The 17260-nt window shown below is 52.5% G+C and carries 17 protein-coding genes; 15 read left to right on the forward strand and 2 right to left on the reverse strand.

Annotation, left to right across the window (positions count from 1 at the left end):
* Positions 1-81 precede the first annotated feature (81 nt).
* On the forward strand, positions 82-1140 hold the full coding sequence (dinB, locus tag BFW38_RS13860; RefSeq protein ID WP_068999436.1) for a DNA polymerase IV: 1059 nt from the start codon (positions 82-84) through the stop codon (positions 1138-1140).
* Here dinB and BFW38_RS13865 read toward each other — a convergent pair.
* Together BFW38_RS13865 and aroE are read right to left on the reverse strand one after the other, a co-directional pair.
* A complete protein-coding gene (locus BFW38_RS13865; RefSeq protein ID WP_068999437.1) occupies positions 1132-3078 on the reverse strand; it encodes a putative bifunctional diguanylate cyclase/phosphodiesterase in 1947 nt (648 codons plus the stop codon). The two genes, dinB and BFW38_RS13865, sit on opposite strands and share 9 nt — an antisense overlap.
* Positions 3079-3121: 43 nt before the next feature.
* Positions 3122-3991 carry a shikimate dehydrogenase gene (gene aroE / locus BFW38_RS13870; protein ID WP_068999438.1) on the reverse strand — a complete coding sequence of 290 codons (870 nt, stop codon included), beginning with the start codon at positions 3989-3991 and terminating at the stop codon, positions 3122-3124.
* Between the two features lie 484 nt (positions 3992-4475).
* Between aroE and BFW38_RS13880 the strand changes: the two genes are divergently transcribed.
* From BFW38_RS13880 to BFW38_RS13945, 14 genes are read left to right on the forward strand one after another with little or no spacing between them, the layout of a single operon-like run.
* Positions 4476-5168 carry a beta-ketoacyl synthase chain length factor gene (locus tag BFW38_RS13880; RefSeq protein ID WP_068999440.1) on the forward strand — a complete coding sequence of 231 codons (693 nt, stop codon included), beginning with the start codon at positions 4476-4478 and terminating at the stop codon, positions 5166-5168.
* Positions 5158-5931 carry a lysophospholipid acyltransferase family protein gene (locus BFW38_RS13885; protein WP_068999441.1) on the forward strand — a complete coding sequence of 258 codons (774 nt, stop codon included), beginning with the start codon at positions 5158-5160 and terminating at the stop codon, positions 5929-5931. The genes BFW38_RS13880 and BFW38_RS13885 overlap by 11 nt, the downstream gene beginning before the upstream one ends.
* Positions 5928-6215: a phosphopantetheine-binding protein gene (locus tag BFW38_RS13890; RefSeq protein WP_068999442.1), complete on the forward strand. Its 288-nt coding sequence runs from the start codon at positions 5928-5930 to the stop codon at positions 6213-6215. The genes BFW38_RS13885 and BFW38_RS13890 overlap by 4 nt, the downstream gene beginning before the upstream one ends.
* Positions 6208-6468, forward strand: a complete 261-nt coding sequence (locus tag BFW38_RS13895; RefSeq protein ID WP_068999443.1) for an acyl carrier protein — start codon at positions 6208-6210, stop codon at positions 6466-6468. Before BFW38_RS13890 ends, BFW38_RS13895 begins: the two co-directional genes overlap by 8 nt.
* 2 nt (positions 6469-6470) lie before the next feature.
* Positions 6471-7037: a COG4648 family protein gene (locus BFW38_RS13900; RefSeq protein WP_068999444.1), complete on the forward strand. Its 567-nt coding sequence runs from the start codon at positions 6471-6473 to the stop codon at positions 7035-7037.
* 4 nt (positions 7038-7041) lie between these two features.
* On the forward strand, positions 7042-8496 hold the full coding sequence (locus tag BFW38_RS13905) for a class I adenylate-forming enzyme family protein (protein WP_068999445.1): 1455 nt from the start codon (positions 7042-7044) through the stop codon (positions 8494-8496).
* On the forward strand, positions 8486-8842 hold the full coding sequence (locus tag BFW38_RS13910; protein WP_068999446.1) for an ApeI family dehydratase: 357 nt from the start codon (positions 8486-8488) through the stop codon (positions 8840-8842). The genes BFW38_RS13905 and BFW38_RS13910 overlap by 11 nt, the downstream gene beginning before the upstream one ends.
* A complete protein-coding gene (locus tag BFW38_RS13915) occupies positions 8842-10590 on the forward strand; it encodes a glycosyltransferase family 2 protein (protein WP_068999447.1) in 1749 nt (582 codons plus the stop codon). Before BFW38_RS13910 ends, BFW38_RS13915 begins: the two co-directional genes overlap by 1 nt.
* Positions 10587-11009, forward strand: a complete 423-nt coding sequence (locus tag BFW38_RS13920) for an acyl-CoA thioesterase (protein ID WP_068999448.1) — start codon at positions 10587-10589, stop codon at positions 11007-11009. The genes BFW38_RS13915 and BFW38_RS13920 overlap by 4 nt, the downstream gene beginning before the upstream one ends.
* Positions 11006-11722 (forward strand): outer membrane lipoprotein carrier protein LolA, encoded by a 717-nt coding sequence (locus BFW38_RS13925; protein WP_068999449.1) that lies wholly within the window; start codon positions 11006-11008, stop codon positions 11720-11722. Before BFW38_RS13920 ends, BFW38_RS13925 begins: the two co-directional genes overlap by 4 nt.
* On the forward strand, positions 11719-14058 hold the full coding sequence (locus BFW38_RS13930) for an MMPL family transporter (RefSeq protein ID WP_068999450.1): 2340 nt from the start codon (positions 11719-11721) through the stop codon (positions 14056-14058). The genes BFW38_RS13925 and BFW38_RS13930 overlap by 4 nt, the downstream gene beginning before the upstream one ends.
* A 25-nt stretch (positions 14059-14083) precedes the next feature.
* A complete protein-coding gene (locus tag BFW38_RS13935; protein WP_068999451.1) occupies positions 14084-15364 on the forward strand; it encodes an NAD(P)/FAD-dependent oxidoreductase in 1281 nt (426 codons plus the stop codon).
* A 32-nt stretch (positions 15365-15396) separates the two neighbouring features.
* A complete protein-coding gene (locus BFW38_RS13940) occupies positions 15397-16047 on the forward strand; it encodes a DUF3261 domain-containing protein (RefSeq protein WP_175400989.1) in 651 nt (216 codons plus the stop codon).
* On the forward strand, positions 16044-17252 hold the full coding sequence (locus BFW38_RS13945) for a beta-ketoacyl-ACP synthase (protein ID WP_068999453.1): 1209 nt from the start codon (positions 16044-16046) through the stop codon (positions 17250-17252). The genes BFW38_RS13940 and BFW38_RS13945 overlap by 4 nt, the downstream gene beginning before the upstream one ends.
* Positions 17253-17260 lie beyond the last annotated feature (8 nt).

The following is a 17260-nucleotide window of genomic DNA, read 5'->3' on the forward strand; positions in this document are numbered from 1 at the left end:
GAAAGGAGCATGTCAAGAAGCTCGCCCCAACCCACAAACATCGGTAAACTGTATTCATATACAGCCTTCTAGCCTGACATTATGACCCGCAAAATCATTCATTGTGACTGTGACTGCTTTTATGCGGCCGTAGAAATGCGGGATAACCCCGCGCTTAGAGATATTCCCATTGCCATTGGTGGGCGTGTCGAAAATCGTGGCGTGATTGCAACGTGTAACTACCCCGCTCGCCGTTATGGGATTCATTCGGCGATGCCGACAGCTCAGGCGCTTAAACGCTGCCCCGAGTTGACGCTGATTCATGGCAATATGAATCAATATAAAGCCGTGTCACAGCAAATTTTTGCGATTTATCGAGAACTAACCCCTTGGGTCGAGCCTCTTTCACTGGATGAGGCTTATCTCGATGTCAGCGACGTTTTAGCCTGCCAAGGCAGTGCGACTCGCATGGCGGAATGGATACGACAACGCGTTCGTACCGAGGTCGGCATTACGGTCTCCGCAGGCGTAGCCCCCAATAAATTCCTTGCCAAGATTGCCAGCGATTGGCAAAAACCCGACGGGCTTTTTGTCATCACGCCGGACCAAGTAGAGACTTTTGTCACCGACTTGCCGGTTGAACGCATCAGCGGGGTCGGCCCACAAACCACGAAGCGTCTCCACCAGTGGGGCCTGAAAACGTGTGGCGATATCCGACAATGGCCCCAAAGTGAACTCTTACGCCATTTTGGACGCTTTGGGCAACGCCTCTATGCCTTTAGCCGCGGGGAAGATCATCGTCCTGTAAAAGTCAGCCGTGAACGAAAGTCAGTCAGTACGGAACACACTTATGCGGAAGACCTCCCTGATCTCGCCCATTGTCAGGCACGGCTGCCAGAGCTGATCACTGACTTACAACAGCGCTATGATCGTTTGACACCGGCCCCGCCCATTCGGGGGCTTGTGGTCAAACTCAAATTCAATGATTTTACGCAGACCACCGTTGAACAGACCTGCTTTGGTCTAGATGAATCCTTAGTGGCACAACTGTTACGGACAGGCTGGGAACGTGGAGAAGGCAAACCGGTGAGGCTCATGGGCATCGGCTTTCGCTTGCGCCATGAGCAAGGCCCAATGCCGACACAGCTGCCCTTATTTTGAACGGCTCGTATGCTGTTGACGCCATTCGAGGAAATCTTCTGGCGCTAAAGGAGGTGCAAACAAGAATCCCTGTAATTGTTGGCACCCCGCTTCCAAAAGAAAGACACGCTGATCTTCCTTTTCAACGCCTTCGGCAATCGTTTCCAAATTCAGATGACGAGCAATATCAATAATCAGGCGCACTAAAGCAATATCATCGCCATCATCAGGGAGGCCATCGATAAAAGCGCGATCAATTTTTAATTTATCAATGGGGAAGCGTTTGAGGTAAGCCAAGCTGGAGTAGCCCGTGCCAAAATCATCCAGCGCGACTCGAATACCGAGGGCCTTCATGGCCTGCAGCATAACCACAGCATGCTCAGGGTCTTCCATTAATACACTTTCCGTCACTTCCACTTCAAGCCAACGGGCCGGATATCCTGTTTCAGCGAGCACCTGCTCAACCCAATCGACCAAACCTGAGCGGAACTGAAGCGCGGATAAATTCACCGATAGCATCAAAGGGGGTAACCCGCGATCCAACCAGCGCCGCGCTTCCAAACAGGACTCACGCAAAACCCACAGGCCAATAGATTGAATGAGTCCGGTTTCTTCGGCTAATGGAATAAACTGGTCTGGCGGTACCAGCCCCCATTCCGGATGATGCCACCGGATCAGCACTTCGCAACCACACAGCTGGCTATCCTCCAGCCGCACCTGGGGCTGAATCATTAACCGAAACTCATTGCGACTGAGCGCCTGGCGCAATGCATTTTCTTTCGTTAACCGCGCTAATACCTGAGCATTCATGCTCGGCGTAAAAAACTGGAAATTATCCCGCCCAGCCCTTTTTGCATGGTTCAAAGCCGCATCGGCATTACGTAACAGAAGATCAAAGTCGTGACCATCCATCGGATACAAGGCAATACCGACACTGGAGGTCATCAGTAACGAATGATCGCCCAGCACAAAGGGCGTTGAAACGGCGGTCTGAAGTTGGCGCGTCATATCCGCCGCCTGGTTGGGGCTATCGACAACCGGCATCAAGATCACAAAGTCATCGCCACCTAAACGCGCCACCATGCCAGCAGGCCCGAGCGTCTCTTGTAAACGCAAGGCCATTTGCTGCAACAGCTGATCGCCAACGCGGTGCCCTAATGAATCATTGATCGTCTGAAAACGATCCAGATCCATAAACATCAAGGCCAGTGAATGCCCCTTCCACTCAGCAATACGTAGATCCTGACGGACCTGCTCCGCTAAGCCATGGCGATTCGCCAACCCCGTCAACACATCATGATCGGCGAGATAACGTACTCGAGCTTCTGCTTCTTTACGTTCTGTGAGATCAGAGAAGGTGGCGATGTAATGCTGGAGACGATGCTGGTCATCACGATCTTCGGTGATCGACAACCACTCAGGAAAGAAAGAGCCATCTTGTCGACGATTCCATACCTCACCTTGCCAGCAACCATGTTCAGCTAATGCGGCCCACATCTGGGCGTAAAAATGAGCATCATGTCGACCCGAAGACAGCATTTCTGGATCACGACCGATCACCGCTTCCGGCGTATATCCGGTGATCCGAGTAAACGCCTGGTTCACTGCAACGATACGGTTATTTGCATCAGTGATCATGATGCCTTCATTGGCACATTCAAAGACACGACTGGCCAACTGAAGCTGGCGGTGTTGTCGATAATAAGCCCCACTGATAGGAAAATAGGGGGCTTGACGGCCTCGAATAGCGAAACAGATTGCCCCCGCCACGAGCACACCGCCGACCCCCCCCATCAGAGAGATCACAGCAAACGACGCTAAGTTAGATTCGAGGCCATAGCGTGCCGCGAGCTCGGATGAATGGCCCCACCAGCGCGCCAATATTCCCCCGACAGCCCCAGAGAGCAGCCCCGTGATGAGCCAACGTAGCAGCCGATGAGCCTTATCGTTCACACCCATACCTCTCTCTCACCCCATATCAAGGGAGACTCTCGCGATAAGGTCAATCAGCACCATGGTTCAACCGTTGGCGCAATGCCTTGATGACCGCGTCCGTCTGCGGGCGTTGATGTCGCCAAAGGAAAAAAGACTCGGCCGCCTGTTCAACCAGCATCCCCAGCCCATCGGCCGTGATGGCCCCTTGCGAGGAAGCCCACTGCAGGAAAATTGTTGGCATCGCACCGTACATCATATCGTAGGCCATCGCCTCGGGCGTAAACAGCGTATCGGGGAGTGGCGGTAACTCGCCCGACAAACTCGCAGCCGTTGCATTAATCACGACATCATAGCGGGCCGCTGCTTGTACGTCACAATCACTCAGCGATGACCACCCGCCACCAGAGACAGACCCAAGCGATTCAAAATGAGCTGCGAGCGCCTCAGCTTTAGCCGCCGTACGGTTCGCAATATGCAGTTGCGCCGGCTGCTCGGCTAATAAGGGGGCAATCACACCTCTTGAAGCTCCTCCTGCGCCCAAAACCAAAAGCCGCTTCCCGGCCAGTGTTTGGCCATGGTTCTGAGTCAAATCTCGAACCAGGCCAACACCATCCGTATTATCACCATAAAGCTGACCGTTTTTGCCCAGCTGAAGCGTATTCACCGCGCCCGCCTGACGCGCCCGAGGCGACAGGACATCACACAAAGCATAGGCCTCTTCTTTAAAAGGCACGGTGACATTGGCTCCGCGCCCCCCTTGGGCAATGAAAGCACGGAGCACCCCAGCAAAATCATCCAAAGGCGCCTCACAAGTTTCATAGACCAGTGTTTGCCCGGTCTCACGGGCAAATGCCTGGTGAATCCAAGGGGATTGACTATGGTGCACCGGATTACCGAATACTCGATAGAGATCAACGGGTTGGGCAGGATCCGTCATCAAGAGAAGCTTCTCCTTATCATCATATCTTCAAACTTACATTATCGGCCAGCCACGCCAGGCTCACAACGTTTGAGGCGTCATTCAACTCAGGTTTCACAAAGTACATAAAACAGACACTTTTCATCATCAAGTCGCTCAGAATCGGGCAAAACCTATGATATAGTCTCAAGTTGTCATTGAGTGTCTTCGATTTGTCACCATCCGGTCTTAGCAACATCGAGCTTGGGCCTGGCCAGGACTACGTTCGTAGGGCACGGATAAAGCTCTGATCTTAGAAAAATTGACCTTAAGAACATTGACCTTAAGAACATTGACCTTAAGAACATTGGCCTTAAAAGCATGAACCTTTTAAACAGGGCGCCCTTTTAACAATCGCTTAAAGGGTTTGGCTTACGCGCACCATGACGCATCATCATGAATGCCCATACCTAAGGGCAGATGTTATTAGGATTTTAAGGAAAGCGACTGAAGGGATGGTACTGTGGAGTTCAGATTCAATATTCACCATCAGGCCCAATGGTCTTCTAAGCTGCATGATACCCCCGAGCTCCCCGAAGTTCCTGCGATGCAACGGCGACGTCTCAGTCGTTTAACCAAAATGGCGCTCAGGGTTTGCTTCGATATGCCCGGCACCTCAGTGCTTCCCAGCGTCTTTGCTTCTCGTCACGGTGAAATCAGTCGCACACTGACCCTATTGAATCAAATGATTGCAGGAGAGCCATTATCCCCGGCTGCATTTTCACAGTCCGTTCATAATACCGCATCCGGCACCTATGCCATTCAGGCACACAATACACAATCATCCAGCGCACTCTGTGCCGGTGCGGAAACACTGCCAATGGCACTGCTTGAAGCCTGGAGTATCAGCCAATATCGACAAACGCCAGTACTCCTTGTCTATGTCGATGAGCCCCAAGCGGTTTGCTATCAATTATTCCAGGATGAGCTCGGCGACGCACTCGCACTGGGTTGGATCATCGACGCCCATCCGCAAGGCCAAATTCTCAGTGAATGGCGACCCAATACCGTGACGACGCCCTCCACTTCACCGTCCACGTCGCTGCCCATGTCATTGGCTTGGCAGTGGTGGCAACAACAGGTGCAGTCTGAGTCCACGATGAAATCGATCATCTGTCGACACCCTAAAGGCGAATGGCACTGGCATGTGGCGTAAGCTCGAATACTACTGGCGGCTAGCGGCGACAGGATTGTCTTTTGCCATTTTTGGGCTCGGTGGGCTAAGTGCATCGCTCACGCTGTTTAACCTCATTCGCTTGCTCCCCTGTTCGCGCCAATCCAAACGCGTTATCAGTCAGCGCTGGGTACACCAGTTGTTTCGCTTTTATATCGGCCTGATGAAAGCAATGGGGGTGCTGACGCTCGATGTGAGGGGCAAAGAGCAGCTGGCCGCAAGCCAAGGACAGATCATTCTGGCTAATCATCCTTCATTGCTGGATGTAGTGATTCTGATCAGTCTGGTGCCACGAGCGAACTGTCTCATCAAAGAAAGCTTACAGCAAAATATCTTTATGCGTGGCATCATTGCCGCTGCCGGCTATATCGGTAATGGTACTGATAGCACTCTGGTGTTAAAGCACTGTCAACAAGTGCTGAATGAAGGCGATAACTTGATCATTTTTCCTGAAGGCACCCGCTCGACACCCGGCCAGCCCATTTCATTACGGCGCGGCGCCGCTCAAATTGCCGTACGTAGTCAAGCAACGGTGATACCCATTCATATGCAATGCCACCCCACGACACTGACTAAGTCCGAACGCTGGTATCAAATTCCAGAACAGCGCGCTCACTTTTCAGTCGCAGTGATGGCACCTATTTCGTCGACGACCTATCAGGTAGAGGCGAGTGAAAGTCGACAAGCCAGACGCTTAACACAATACCTACAAGACCTTTTTAACAAGGCGCAGGGACCCTTATGAACGAACTGAACCTCCGTATAAAACAACTCATTATCGATGCTTTAGAACTTGAAGACATCAGCCCTAATGATATTGAAGATGATGCACCCTTGTTTGGCGACGGCCTGGGACTGGACTCCATTGATGCACTCGAGCTGGGGATGGCATTGAAAAAACAATTCGGCATTACGCTAGATGCTAAATCAGACGCCACCAAAGCGCATTTTGCCAGTGTTAACGCTTTAGCTCACTTAGTCAGCCAACAGCAGGACACGAATAACCCGCAGGAGTCACACCGTGCATAATCGCGATGCCATTCTCACTCAACTGAAAGATATTCTGGCTGAAGACTTTGAGATTGATCCACAACAGGTACACCCAGAGACCAACCTTTATGTTGACCTGGATCTCGACAGTATTGATGCGGTTGACCTGGTGGTTAAGTTACAGCAACTGACCGGTAAAAAAATCCAGGCCGAAGAGTTCAAATCCGTCCGTACGGTTGAACAACTCGTGACCACTATTGATCAGCTGGTTAATCAACCGACATCGGCTTGAGCATGAGTTTTGTGAAAAGCTTAGGCGTCATCGCCACACTGATGATGGTCGCCTATCCCTTGCTGGTCTATGGCGCCATACAGACAGGGCAGCTGTCAGCACTGCTCCCAGTGCTGGCGCTGCTGTTGATCTTTAGAGCATTACGTTGTGCTCAACAGCGTCAGTACCTGATGCTGTGTGTCGCGCTGGCGGGCGTGGGGCTACTCGGCGTCGCCCAGCAACTGGATCAGCATCAATGGGTATTATGGTATCCGGTGATGATGAATGTTGGCATGCTCAGTGTATTCGGGTATTCATTGCAACAATCACAGCCATTGATTGAACGGTTTGCCCGCCTACGCCAACCCGACATTCCTGAGTCAGCACGCCCTTATTTACGCCGAGTCACTCAGACCTGGTGTCTCTTTTTTATGCTCAACGGCGGCATCGCCACAATCACGATTCTATTGGGGAATCTCGATTGGTGGGCACTGTATAACGGCTTATTGGCTTATATCGGTATTGCTTTAATGATCGTGGGTGAATGGCTATACCGATACTTTTTTATTCAACCTCACCGCCAGGCCTAATGCCATGTCCATGACTCCTGCTCTGAATCAGTCCTATTTTTGGCCCATGAATACGCCGGTGAGCATACAAAGCAGCCGAGCCTTAAACGCGAATGACTTAAACGCTGAGGCACAGACACTGGCGGAGACACTCAAGGCACATCCCGGTCAACGCTGGTTACTGATCGCTCAAGAGATCGAACAATTTCTACTCGGTTGGCTGGCCCTTTGTTTTGCGGGCAAAACCATCATTTTGCCGCCTAACAGCCAACCCGCCACTTTGAATCAACTGGCCGGGAATATTGAGGGCTGGTTAAGCGATCAAACGTTATCGCTCAACTGTCACGGCCATGTGCTGAACACTCGATCGCTTTGGCATACGGTTTCGCCTGAAGCACTGAAAAACCGTTTAGACACGCAGAACGTGTCTTCCAGCACTCTTCAATGGCACTTTCCTTATGATGTCGCCGTTGAAATGTTCACCTCTGGAAGTACTGGACAACCGAAGGCGATACATAAACGGCTAAGTCATTTTTTGAGGGAAGTCGACACCCTTGAGACCACCTTTGGCTCATTGGATGGCGCCCCGATTCGCCATGTCTGGCTTGCCGTCTCACATCAACATATTTACGGCATATTATTTGGCTTACTGTGGCCACTCTGTACCGGCCGCAGCCAAATTCGGCCGACGTTACATTATGGCGAACAGCTGGTCGAACAACTCCACCTGACGCCTGAAACCGCGATTATCGGCTCTCCCGCTTTACTTCGTTTGTTGGCCGAAGACAGTGCCTCCTTGTCAAACGACCGTCCCAGCATTGTCTTCAGTTCAGGCGGTGCGCTATCTGCCAACGATGCCGCCACTGTTCACAAGCACTGGGGGCAAGCCCCTTATGAGATTTATGGCAGCACAGAAACCGGGGGCATGGCCTGGCGCCAGCAGCAACCTCAGAAGTCACAACAACCGTATCCACCACAGCAAGGTACTGAAACCGCTTGGACACCTTTTGCCGGTGTGCAATGGCAACTCGATGATCAACAAGCCCTAAAGGTTCGCTCTCCATTACTAAACAAGCCCGATCAATGGTGGTCCACTGGCGATTGTGCGAGACCTTCAGGGTCAGGGTTTATCCTCACCGGCCGGCTGGATCGCATGATTAAGTTAGCCGAAAAGCGCATTTCACTCGACCAGATGGAACAGCATCTGAAGGCACACCCGGAGGTTGAGGACGCGGCGTTGATCGTACTGAACAAACACCGCCAACAATTAGGCGCGATTATTCAGCTCACTGAAAGCGCTGCCCAGCAATGGGCACAGTCAGGCAGAAAAATAGGCATTGCGCACCTTAAATCACATTTAAACCAATGGTATGAAGCGGTCACCCTGCCGCGCTATTGGCGCCTGGTTGAACATATCCCTTGTAACCCCCAGGGCAAAAGGGTTCACGCCCAGTTGAAGGAGCTATTCGATGAGCGTTAATCACCCGCCGCAGGTCAGGCTTTTAGCACAACAACCGCATACGGTCTCATTGGAAGCGACCCTATCGCCTGACTTACCCTGCTTCGCAGGCCACTTCCCAGGTCATCCGGTCTTGCCTGGCGTGATCATGATGCATTGGGTGATGTGTTGGGCGCAGGAGTACCTGGCAATCCAGCAGCCGGCTCAGCAGCTGGAAGCCATTAAGTATCAAAAAATAGTGCAACCGGGCATGTCCATTCAGATCGAGCTGCATTATCAAGCCGATAAACACAAACTTTCCTTTGCCGTGACCCACGCAGGGGCTCCCTGTAGCTCGGGGCGGATCGCGTTAACAGGCGCCGTATAATGCAGGTGTGTGCCCTGATTCCTTGCTATCGCCATCGTCATCGGTTGGCGCAAACGCTGATGCAGTTGCGTCAGTACGATCTGCCTTGTCTGGTGATTGACGATGGTTCAGAGCCTGATGACGCAGCGGCTATTGCCCATATATGCGAGCAAGCGGGCGACGGCGTGCAGTTGATTCGTCACAATCGCAACCGGGGGAAGGGTGCTGCCGTGATGACCGGCTTTCAAGCTGCGGCAACACAAGGCTTCAGCCATGCACTACAAATTGATGCAGACGGCCAACACAATACGCAGGATATTCCACGCTTTCTAAACCAGGCGCAGGCCTCTCCCGAAGCCGTCATCACGGGAATCCCCCAGTATGATCAAAGTGTTCCTCGCCACCGTTTGTATGCGCGTTACCTCACCCATGCCTGGGTCTGGATCGAGACGCTCAGTCTTGAATTGAAAGACACCATGTGCGGATTCCGACTGTATCCGCTGTCAGCCGTGATGGCCTTAATACAACAGGTTAATATCGGCCAGAGAATGGATTTTGACACCGACATACTGGTGCGACTGTATTGGCAAGGAGTGCCAGTCATTCAACAGCCCACCCGAGTCATTTACCCACAGGACGGTCGATCCAATTTCCGTCCCTGGCAAGACAACCTCTTGATTTCCTGGATGCATACCCGATTGGTCTGCGGCATGTTAAAGCGCCAGGGGTTACGGTTGTGGCCTAAGCGGAGGCAAACCGTTGATCCTCAACAGGGATGCCCCTCCCAACCCACGACCCCCAGCATTCATTGGGCGAAAACTCGCGAGAGGGGCAGCCTCAAAGGGCTCATGCTGATGTCCTGGCTATATCGTCACGGCGGGCGCCCCCTTTTCAAAGCAGTGCTTTATTTTGTCGTGGCTTATTTTTTTCTCACCGGACGCAATGCTCGCCAAGCCTCCGCGGATTATCTACAGCGCTTATATCAGTTCACCGGCGGCACGAGCCCTAAACCCAGCCTCAAGCATAACTGGCAACACTTTCTCAACTTCAGTCAGGCCATTATCACGCGCTTGGATGCCTGGCATCAGCACGGGCAGATCACTCCCCAAGTCGATACCCAGGCACCGGATACGCTCAAACAGCATCTCAGTACAGGGAAAGGCATATTTATCCTCGTCTCCCACATGGGCAATATTGAGCTATGTCGTGCGCTGGCTGAACATAAATCGCTCCGACTCAATATTCTGCTGCACTCCCGTAATGCTGAAAAAATTAATCAGGTGGTGCGATCCCTTCAACTGGATACACCAATTCGATTAATACAAGTCGATGACATTGACCCCAGCACATCCATTGACTTAGCCCAACGCATCGAAGCCGGTGAATGGGTCATCATGGCCGCCGACAGAACCCCTGTCTCAGGGGCAACCCGGACCTTTGAAATACCGTTTCTGGGCCAACCGGCACTGTTTCCTCAAGGCCCCTTTATATTAGCCAGTTTGATGCGCTGCCCGGTCTATAGCATGTTTTGTCTCAAAACAAGCGCTCATCAATGGCAGGTCCATTGGCACGAGATTGCGGATCACCTGAATGGGCCTCGCAAAACGCGTTGGCCAAGATTACAGCACGCCTGTGAAACCTATGTGGCGCAATTAGAGCAAGCCTGTCAGCGCCAACCATTGCAATGGTTTAATTTTTACGACTTCTGGGCTCGACCTCACAGCATGTCGCCCACCCAGCCAACCGCCAAGCAGGATCACACCTTATGACATCAATGGCTCCCGTGACCGCCAGCGTGCAGGTCGAAGTTCCTTTTCACGACATTGATCCCATGGGGGTGGCCTGGCATGGCCATTACTTCAAGTATTTTGAAATTGCGCGTTGTGCCCTACTCGACAAGATTGACTATAACTACCCACAAATGAAGGCATCGGGCTATATGTGGCCGATTGTCGATACTCGGGTCAAATACGTCGGATCAGCCCTTTTCCAGCAAACACTCAATGTTACTGCCACCTTGCTGGAGTATGAAAATAGGCTCAAAATCGGCTATGACATCGCTGAAGCCCAGAGCGGTCAGCGCCTCACCAAGGGCTATACCATCCAGGTCGCGGTGGATATCAACAGCCGAGAAATGTGCTATGCCTCACCGGCCATACTGCTGGAGAAGCTGGGGATATCGGCATGAGTGGAGATACCTGCACGCCCGGCAAACAGCGACGAGGGTTGTTCGTCTTGAGCCTATGCGCTGCTATTTTGTGCCTACAGGTATTGATGAGCTCACAGGTCAACGCCGAAACGACTCAAGTGACAGCACTGCAACAGCTGGCCAAGACACTGACGGCACCAGAACGCGTCCGAGCAGATTTTACTCAGAAACGCCATTTAAAAGCCTTCAATCAGCCACTGATCACTCAAGGGCACATGCTGTTATTACCGCAGCGAGCCCTCATCTGGCAACAGCAATCACCGGTGCCTCAAATACTGGTTCTGACCTCTGCACAAGGCTGGACGATTGATCAGGGTGAGGCCTCCGCACTCTCCGCTCAGGCACAGGCATCAATCGCCCCCCTGTTGTTGGCGGCGTTAAGCGGTGACTGGCCCTCATTACAGACGCAATTCACACTGGATTATCAGTCTGCTCAGAATGTCACAGCGCCCTGGCAGCTATGGCTCGACCCTAAGCCCGAGACGCCTCTGCACGCGGTTTTTGAACAGATTAAGCTCCAAGGCCATCACACCATCGAGCAGATCACTTTACGTGGCCGTGAAGGCGATCTGACTGAATTAACACTCACCCCTCAAGCGGCTACGCCGCTGACAGCACAGGAGCGGGATTGGTTAACACCTCCTGCGTCTTTATCCGATGCCCCCGTAGTCGAGAACCCGCCTCAACCATGAAGCGTTTAGATTTCCGCCCCTTCATTCAGTGGCATAGCCTATTGTGGATAGGATTAGTCATCATATGTCTACTGGCGCTCAGCCTAAGAGACGATTATCCCGTCAGCGAGGATATCGCCAGCCTGATTCCTCATGCGGATCAAGATAAACAGCGAGACATTATTCAGCGGATGGCCAAACCCTTTGATCAGCAAATCCTGATCTTACTCGGGGGGCCAACGCCCGATTCAGTCACTCAAGCGGCTCAGCAATTAGCACAGCAATTGCGATCAGAGCATGGGCAACCAGAACAAGGGCAAACAGAACCCGCCTTTGAGCAAGTCCAGCTCAATAACACCCAACAGGGCCAGCAGTTAGCCCGTCTGTATTTTCCTTATCGCTTTATGCTGCTGACGGATCAACAACAACAGGCGCTGGCCAGCCCGAATTCTCTTGCGGAGCAACAGCAACGACTATGGCAACAACTCAATAGCCCCACCAGTCCGGTGTCATCATCGCTCCTAAGTCGTGACCCTTGGCTGCTGTTTCCTGAATGGCTGAGTCAGCACAATACTCAACACTGGCAACTGTATAAGGGCATCGCATTACATCAAAACTCGGATGGTTTTTGGACATTAATCCGTGCACGTTTCAATGGCAGCGCCTTTGACCCTGGTTTGCAACAACGCTTGATGCCGCTCATTAACACCAGCCTGGACAAGCTGCCCGACAATATCACCGCCGCACGCGCGGGATTGCTGTTTCATGCCGCAGCAGCCACCCAGCAAGCACAGCACGAAGTCACCCTGATTGGTGGCCTATCGATCATGGGCATCATTACCTTGGTCCTACTAGCGTTCGCCTCTCTACGCCCACTCTTACTAATCTTACTCAGCCTAAGCACGGGATTATTAGCCGCCCTGACTTTCTGCTGGTGGTGGTTTGGTAGCTTACAGTTGCTCACACTGGTGTTTGGCACTAGCTTAATCGGCATTGCGGTGGACTACAGTTTTCATTGGTGTTGTGAGCGGCAGAGTTCAACAGACTCCGCCATGCAGACATTGCGCCACTTAGCACCCGCATTAACTTTGAGCGCCGCCAGTAGTTTGTTGGCGTATCTGACCATGACATTGATGCCACTGCCAGCCATTCAACAAATGGCCACCTTCTGCGCGATCGGTCTGGCAATAGCCGCCTTGACACTGTGGCTGCTCGCCCCCAGTCTAGCGCCAGACATTAAGACGCCGCGTTTCAGTCGCTGGTTGTGGCGTCACCTGCCATTGCCGGGTCACCGAGTGCTCTGGTTACTCTTAGTCATCCTGCTCATGGGGCTCACTCAAGTCTCGTTGAATGATGATATCCGAGCCCTGAGAGGCGGAGATCCCACATTACGACAACAAGAGCAGCAAGTTCGCCAACTGGTTCAGCTGCAAGACAATCAGTTTTTTATCATCAGCGGTACGGATCAAGAACAGCTGTTACAACGAGACGAGGCTTTACGTCAGCAACTGGCTCATTTCAGTGGTATCGACAGCCAGCAAGGAGTGAGCGAATGGTTGCCATCTCAACAGCGCCAGCAACGCAATTATCACCTTCAGGCCCCGCTGTTCGCTGATCAAGGGCTCGGATCGTTAGCTCAATTAGGCTTTGACATCACGCCATTAAAACAACTTCAAAGCGTTTATCAGCAGGCTGATGGACACTGGCTGACAGCCGCGGTCTTGACGGATCAGCTCCCGATGATCGCCGGGCTCTATGACTTCCAAGGCCCCCACCCTTATGTGATTCGGCGTGTGCAGGGCATTCAGGATCTCGCGGGTCTCGAACATCTTGCCGACACCTTGCCGGGCGTTGCCTGGGTTGACCCTGTCGCAGAGATATCTCAGCAGTTAGGCCATCTCCGTTTATTAACCTGGGGGGTCATTTTAACCACCTTAGCGATAGCTGCCGCGCTACTCAGCTGGCGCTTATCTTGGCCCATCGCCTGGCGGCTATTAGCCGTTCCAACCCTAGGCGGGCTGTCGGCCATTGGCGGTATCAGTTGGCTAGGCCAGCCCCTGACACTGTTCCACAGCTTGGCTTTGTTATTGGTATTAGGGATTGGGATTGATTACGCCCTATTCCATCAATTTGCCCGACAACATCGGCCACAAGTCGGTTTAGCCACGACCTTGGCGGGACTATCAACATTATTAGCCTTCGGCACGCTGGCCTTCAGCCATACCCCTGCGTTGGCGGGCTTTGGCCTACTGCTGAGTATTGGCATTGTCGTCTGTTACAGCTTGGCCCCCGCATTATGCCGCCCAGAGTTCAGGACGCCACAGTCTTCTGTTACTGAAATTCAAACACACGATTAAACAACACGAGGCATCACGACAGCTCATGGATAGCTCAACATCAAACACGGCTCACGCGCAGACCCGGCAACACACTCAGGTTGCCATTATTGGCGCAGGTCCTTCAGGCTCAGTGGCTGGAGCGCTACTCAAACGTGCCGGCATTGATGTCACCGTGCTGGAGCGTAGTCGCTTCCCTCGTTTTAGTATCGGTGAAAGCTTGCTACCTCAAAGCATGGAGATGTTAGAGGAGGCAGGCCTGTTAGAAGCGATTGAGCAGGCAGGCTTTCAATACAAGAATGGCGCAGCCTTTCGCTGTGCAGATCGTTACTGCGAGTTTGATTTTCGAGAAAAAAGCAGTGCAGGGCCTGGAACGACGTTTCAAGTTCAGCGCGCCAATTTTGATCAGTTGCTGGCCGATGCGGCGGCACAACAAGGTGTGCCAGTCCATTTTGAACATACCGTCAATGCCATTGAGTTCAACAATGAGCAAGCCGAGCTTGAGATCAGTACACCTGAAAGCGCTTACACACTGACTGCAGATTTCATTCTGGATGCTTCGGGCTATGGACGTGTACTACCCCGATTATTAGATTTAGAGCAGCCCAGCCCATTGCCCCACCGCTCGGCGTTGTTTACGCATATTGAAGACCGAATCACTGACCCAACTTATGATCGTAATAAGATTTTGATCAGTGTGCATCCGACCATGCCGGATATCTGGTATTGGCTCATCCCCTTCAGCAATGGCCGCTGTTCTCTGGGTGTCGTTGGGTTGGATAGCCAACTCGAACTGGATCAATCCCAACACCATGACCCGGCAGATTCTACAGTACTGCAATCCTGGGTCGCGCAAGAGCCGAAACTCAAAGCGCTACTCGAACAGGCCCAGTATGATCATCCAGTACAGACCATTCGAGGGTATTCCTGTGGGGTGTCACAACTGGCAGGAGACCGCTTTGCGCTGCTCGGCAATGCGGGAGAATTTCTTGATCCGGTCTTTTCATCTGGAGTGACGATCGCGTTAAAATCTGCCAGCCTCGCAGCTCATGCCTTAATTCGTCGATATCAGGGAGAAACAGTGGACTGGGCGACAGCATATACCGTACCGCTGATGCAAGGAGTCAACACTTTCCGAACCTACGTGGAAGCGTGGTATGACGGTCGTTTTCAGGATGTCATTTTCTACCCAGACCCAGAACCGACGATCAAAGCTCATATTTCCTCAATCCTGGCGGGGTATGCCTGGGATAAAAGCAATCCTTATGTTGTAGAGTCCGAACGTCGACTAAACACGCTCGCGACCCTATGCCGAGAGACTGTTTAATGCGTTGTTTCAGCTTAATGGGCTTTCGTTTAATGATATCGTTTCTTGATCGAACGTCTTTGCAAGCCGTCATCTATCTATTGATGGGCCTGCTTCTACTAGGCTGTGCTCACGAAACGCAAAAACCTCAGGAGTCTGTTCAAAAGCCCATTGAGCCTTCAGAGCAACAGTCTCCTGCTCAGGCCCCCACGCCTCGCTTTAACTTACTGGCCCCCACACAGTTAGGGGATACGCCATTACGTTTACAACGTTTAGCCGTGTCACGCCCAGACCAGAAGCACACCCTACTGGCTCAATGGCAAGTTCACACCGGCCACTTATCACTGGAAGCCCTGACACCGTTAGGGCTGCCCTTGCTCAGTCTGACGTATACGGATCACCAGCAACTGTCCACGAAGACTTATATTCCCATTCCAGAAGGCCTATCCGCCGAACGCGTGATCGCCGACCTACAGTGGGCTTATTGGCCGATACCGGCACTGAGTGAAGCGCTGCAAGCGGGCTATCACATTCGCCAGGCGCAAAAGACATGTGCCCAAGGTCACCATTGCCGACAATTATGGTATGGCCAGCAGCTCATCAGTGAAGTCGACTACTTGGACCAAGTGCACAACACACTTGTGATTGTTGATCATCAATATGGCTATCAACTGCATATTTCGACCCTTACGGTGACCCCATGAATCACGGCTCCGTCGGCTTGCCCCATATGGCCATGATCTCTAGCCTCGGCACCCACTTGGATGAAGTGTGGCAACACTGGGCTTATGGTGAACAGGATCATTACCTCAGTTCATGGGCCTCGGCTTTGAACCCCGAACGCGACTGGCTCACCGGGCAAGTACGCGCCTCCCTCCCCGCGATAGGGCCGGAATATCAACGCTTAGCCTCCCGCTGTACTGCCATGTTAGAGCATTGTATTCAACAGCTGCTCGACCCCATAGAAGCCCTCATTGAGCAATATGGGCGAGACCGAATGGCGGTCATCATCGGCTCCAGCACCTCAGGCATTAGCCAAGGCGAGCAAGCCTGGAGGCACCAACAACAGCACCCGGATTTCCCTCCTGGCTATCATTACGACCAGCAGGCCTTGAGCAGCCCTGCCCACTATATCCAACAACGTCTACGCCTTAGCGGCCCTTGCTATACACTCTCAACCGCCTGCAGCTCCAGCGGTAAAGCCTTTGCAACGGCCCAACGGTTAATCCTTAATGGCATTGTCGACGTTGCCTTGGTCGGAGGGGCCGATGAGTTATGCGACCTGACGACTCAAGGGTTCCATGCGCTAGCGTCTGTATCTGATCATCCCTGCCAACCCTTTGGCGCTGAGCGCGAGGGCATTAACATTGGCGAAGGCGCGGCGCTCTTCGTGATGACGAAGACTCAAGCAGAGGTCAATTTACAGGGCGTTGGCGAGTCATCCGATGCCCATCATATGTCAGCGCCGGATCCCTCTGGCGCTGGCGCCTTAGAGGCTATGCATCAGGCCTTGAAGATTGCCGCATTATCACCTTCAGAACTGGGCTATGTGAATTTACATGGGACGGGCACCCCCCTGAATGATGCGATGGAGAGCTTGGCCTTTCGGACCCTTTTCGCCGAACACACCTCATCCGTTTGCTGTAGTGCGACGAAACGCCTCACAGGCCATACGCTAGGTGCTTCAGGTGCGCTGGAACTGGCGCTGTGCTGGTTACTTTTAAAGACGGATTACAACCGTGAAGGCATTATTCCGCCGATGCGAGGCGATTATGCTTTAGACGAAATGCTGCAACCTCTCCCTTTGGTTTGGCAAACAGCACGCGTATTATCCACCCCCACGATTTTAAGTAACTCTTTTGCCTTTGGCGGCAGTAATGTCGCCGTCTGTATCGGTAGACACGACTGACGACGATT

This window comes from Terasakiispira papahanaumokuakeensis, from assembly GCF_001709345.1.
Lineage (GTDB): Bacteria > Pseudomonadota > Gammaproteobacteria > Pseudomonadales > Halomonadaceae > Terasakiispira > Terasakiispira papahanaumokuakeensis.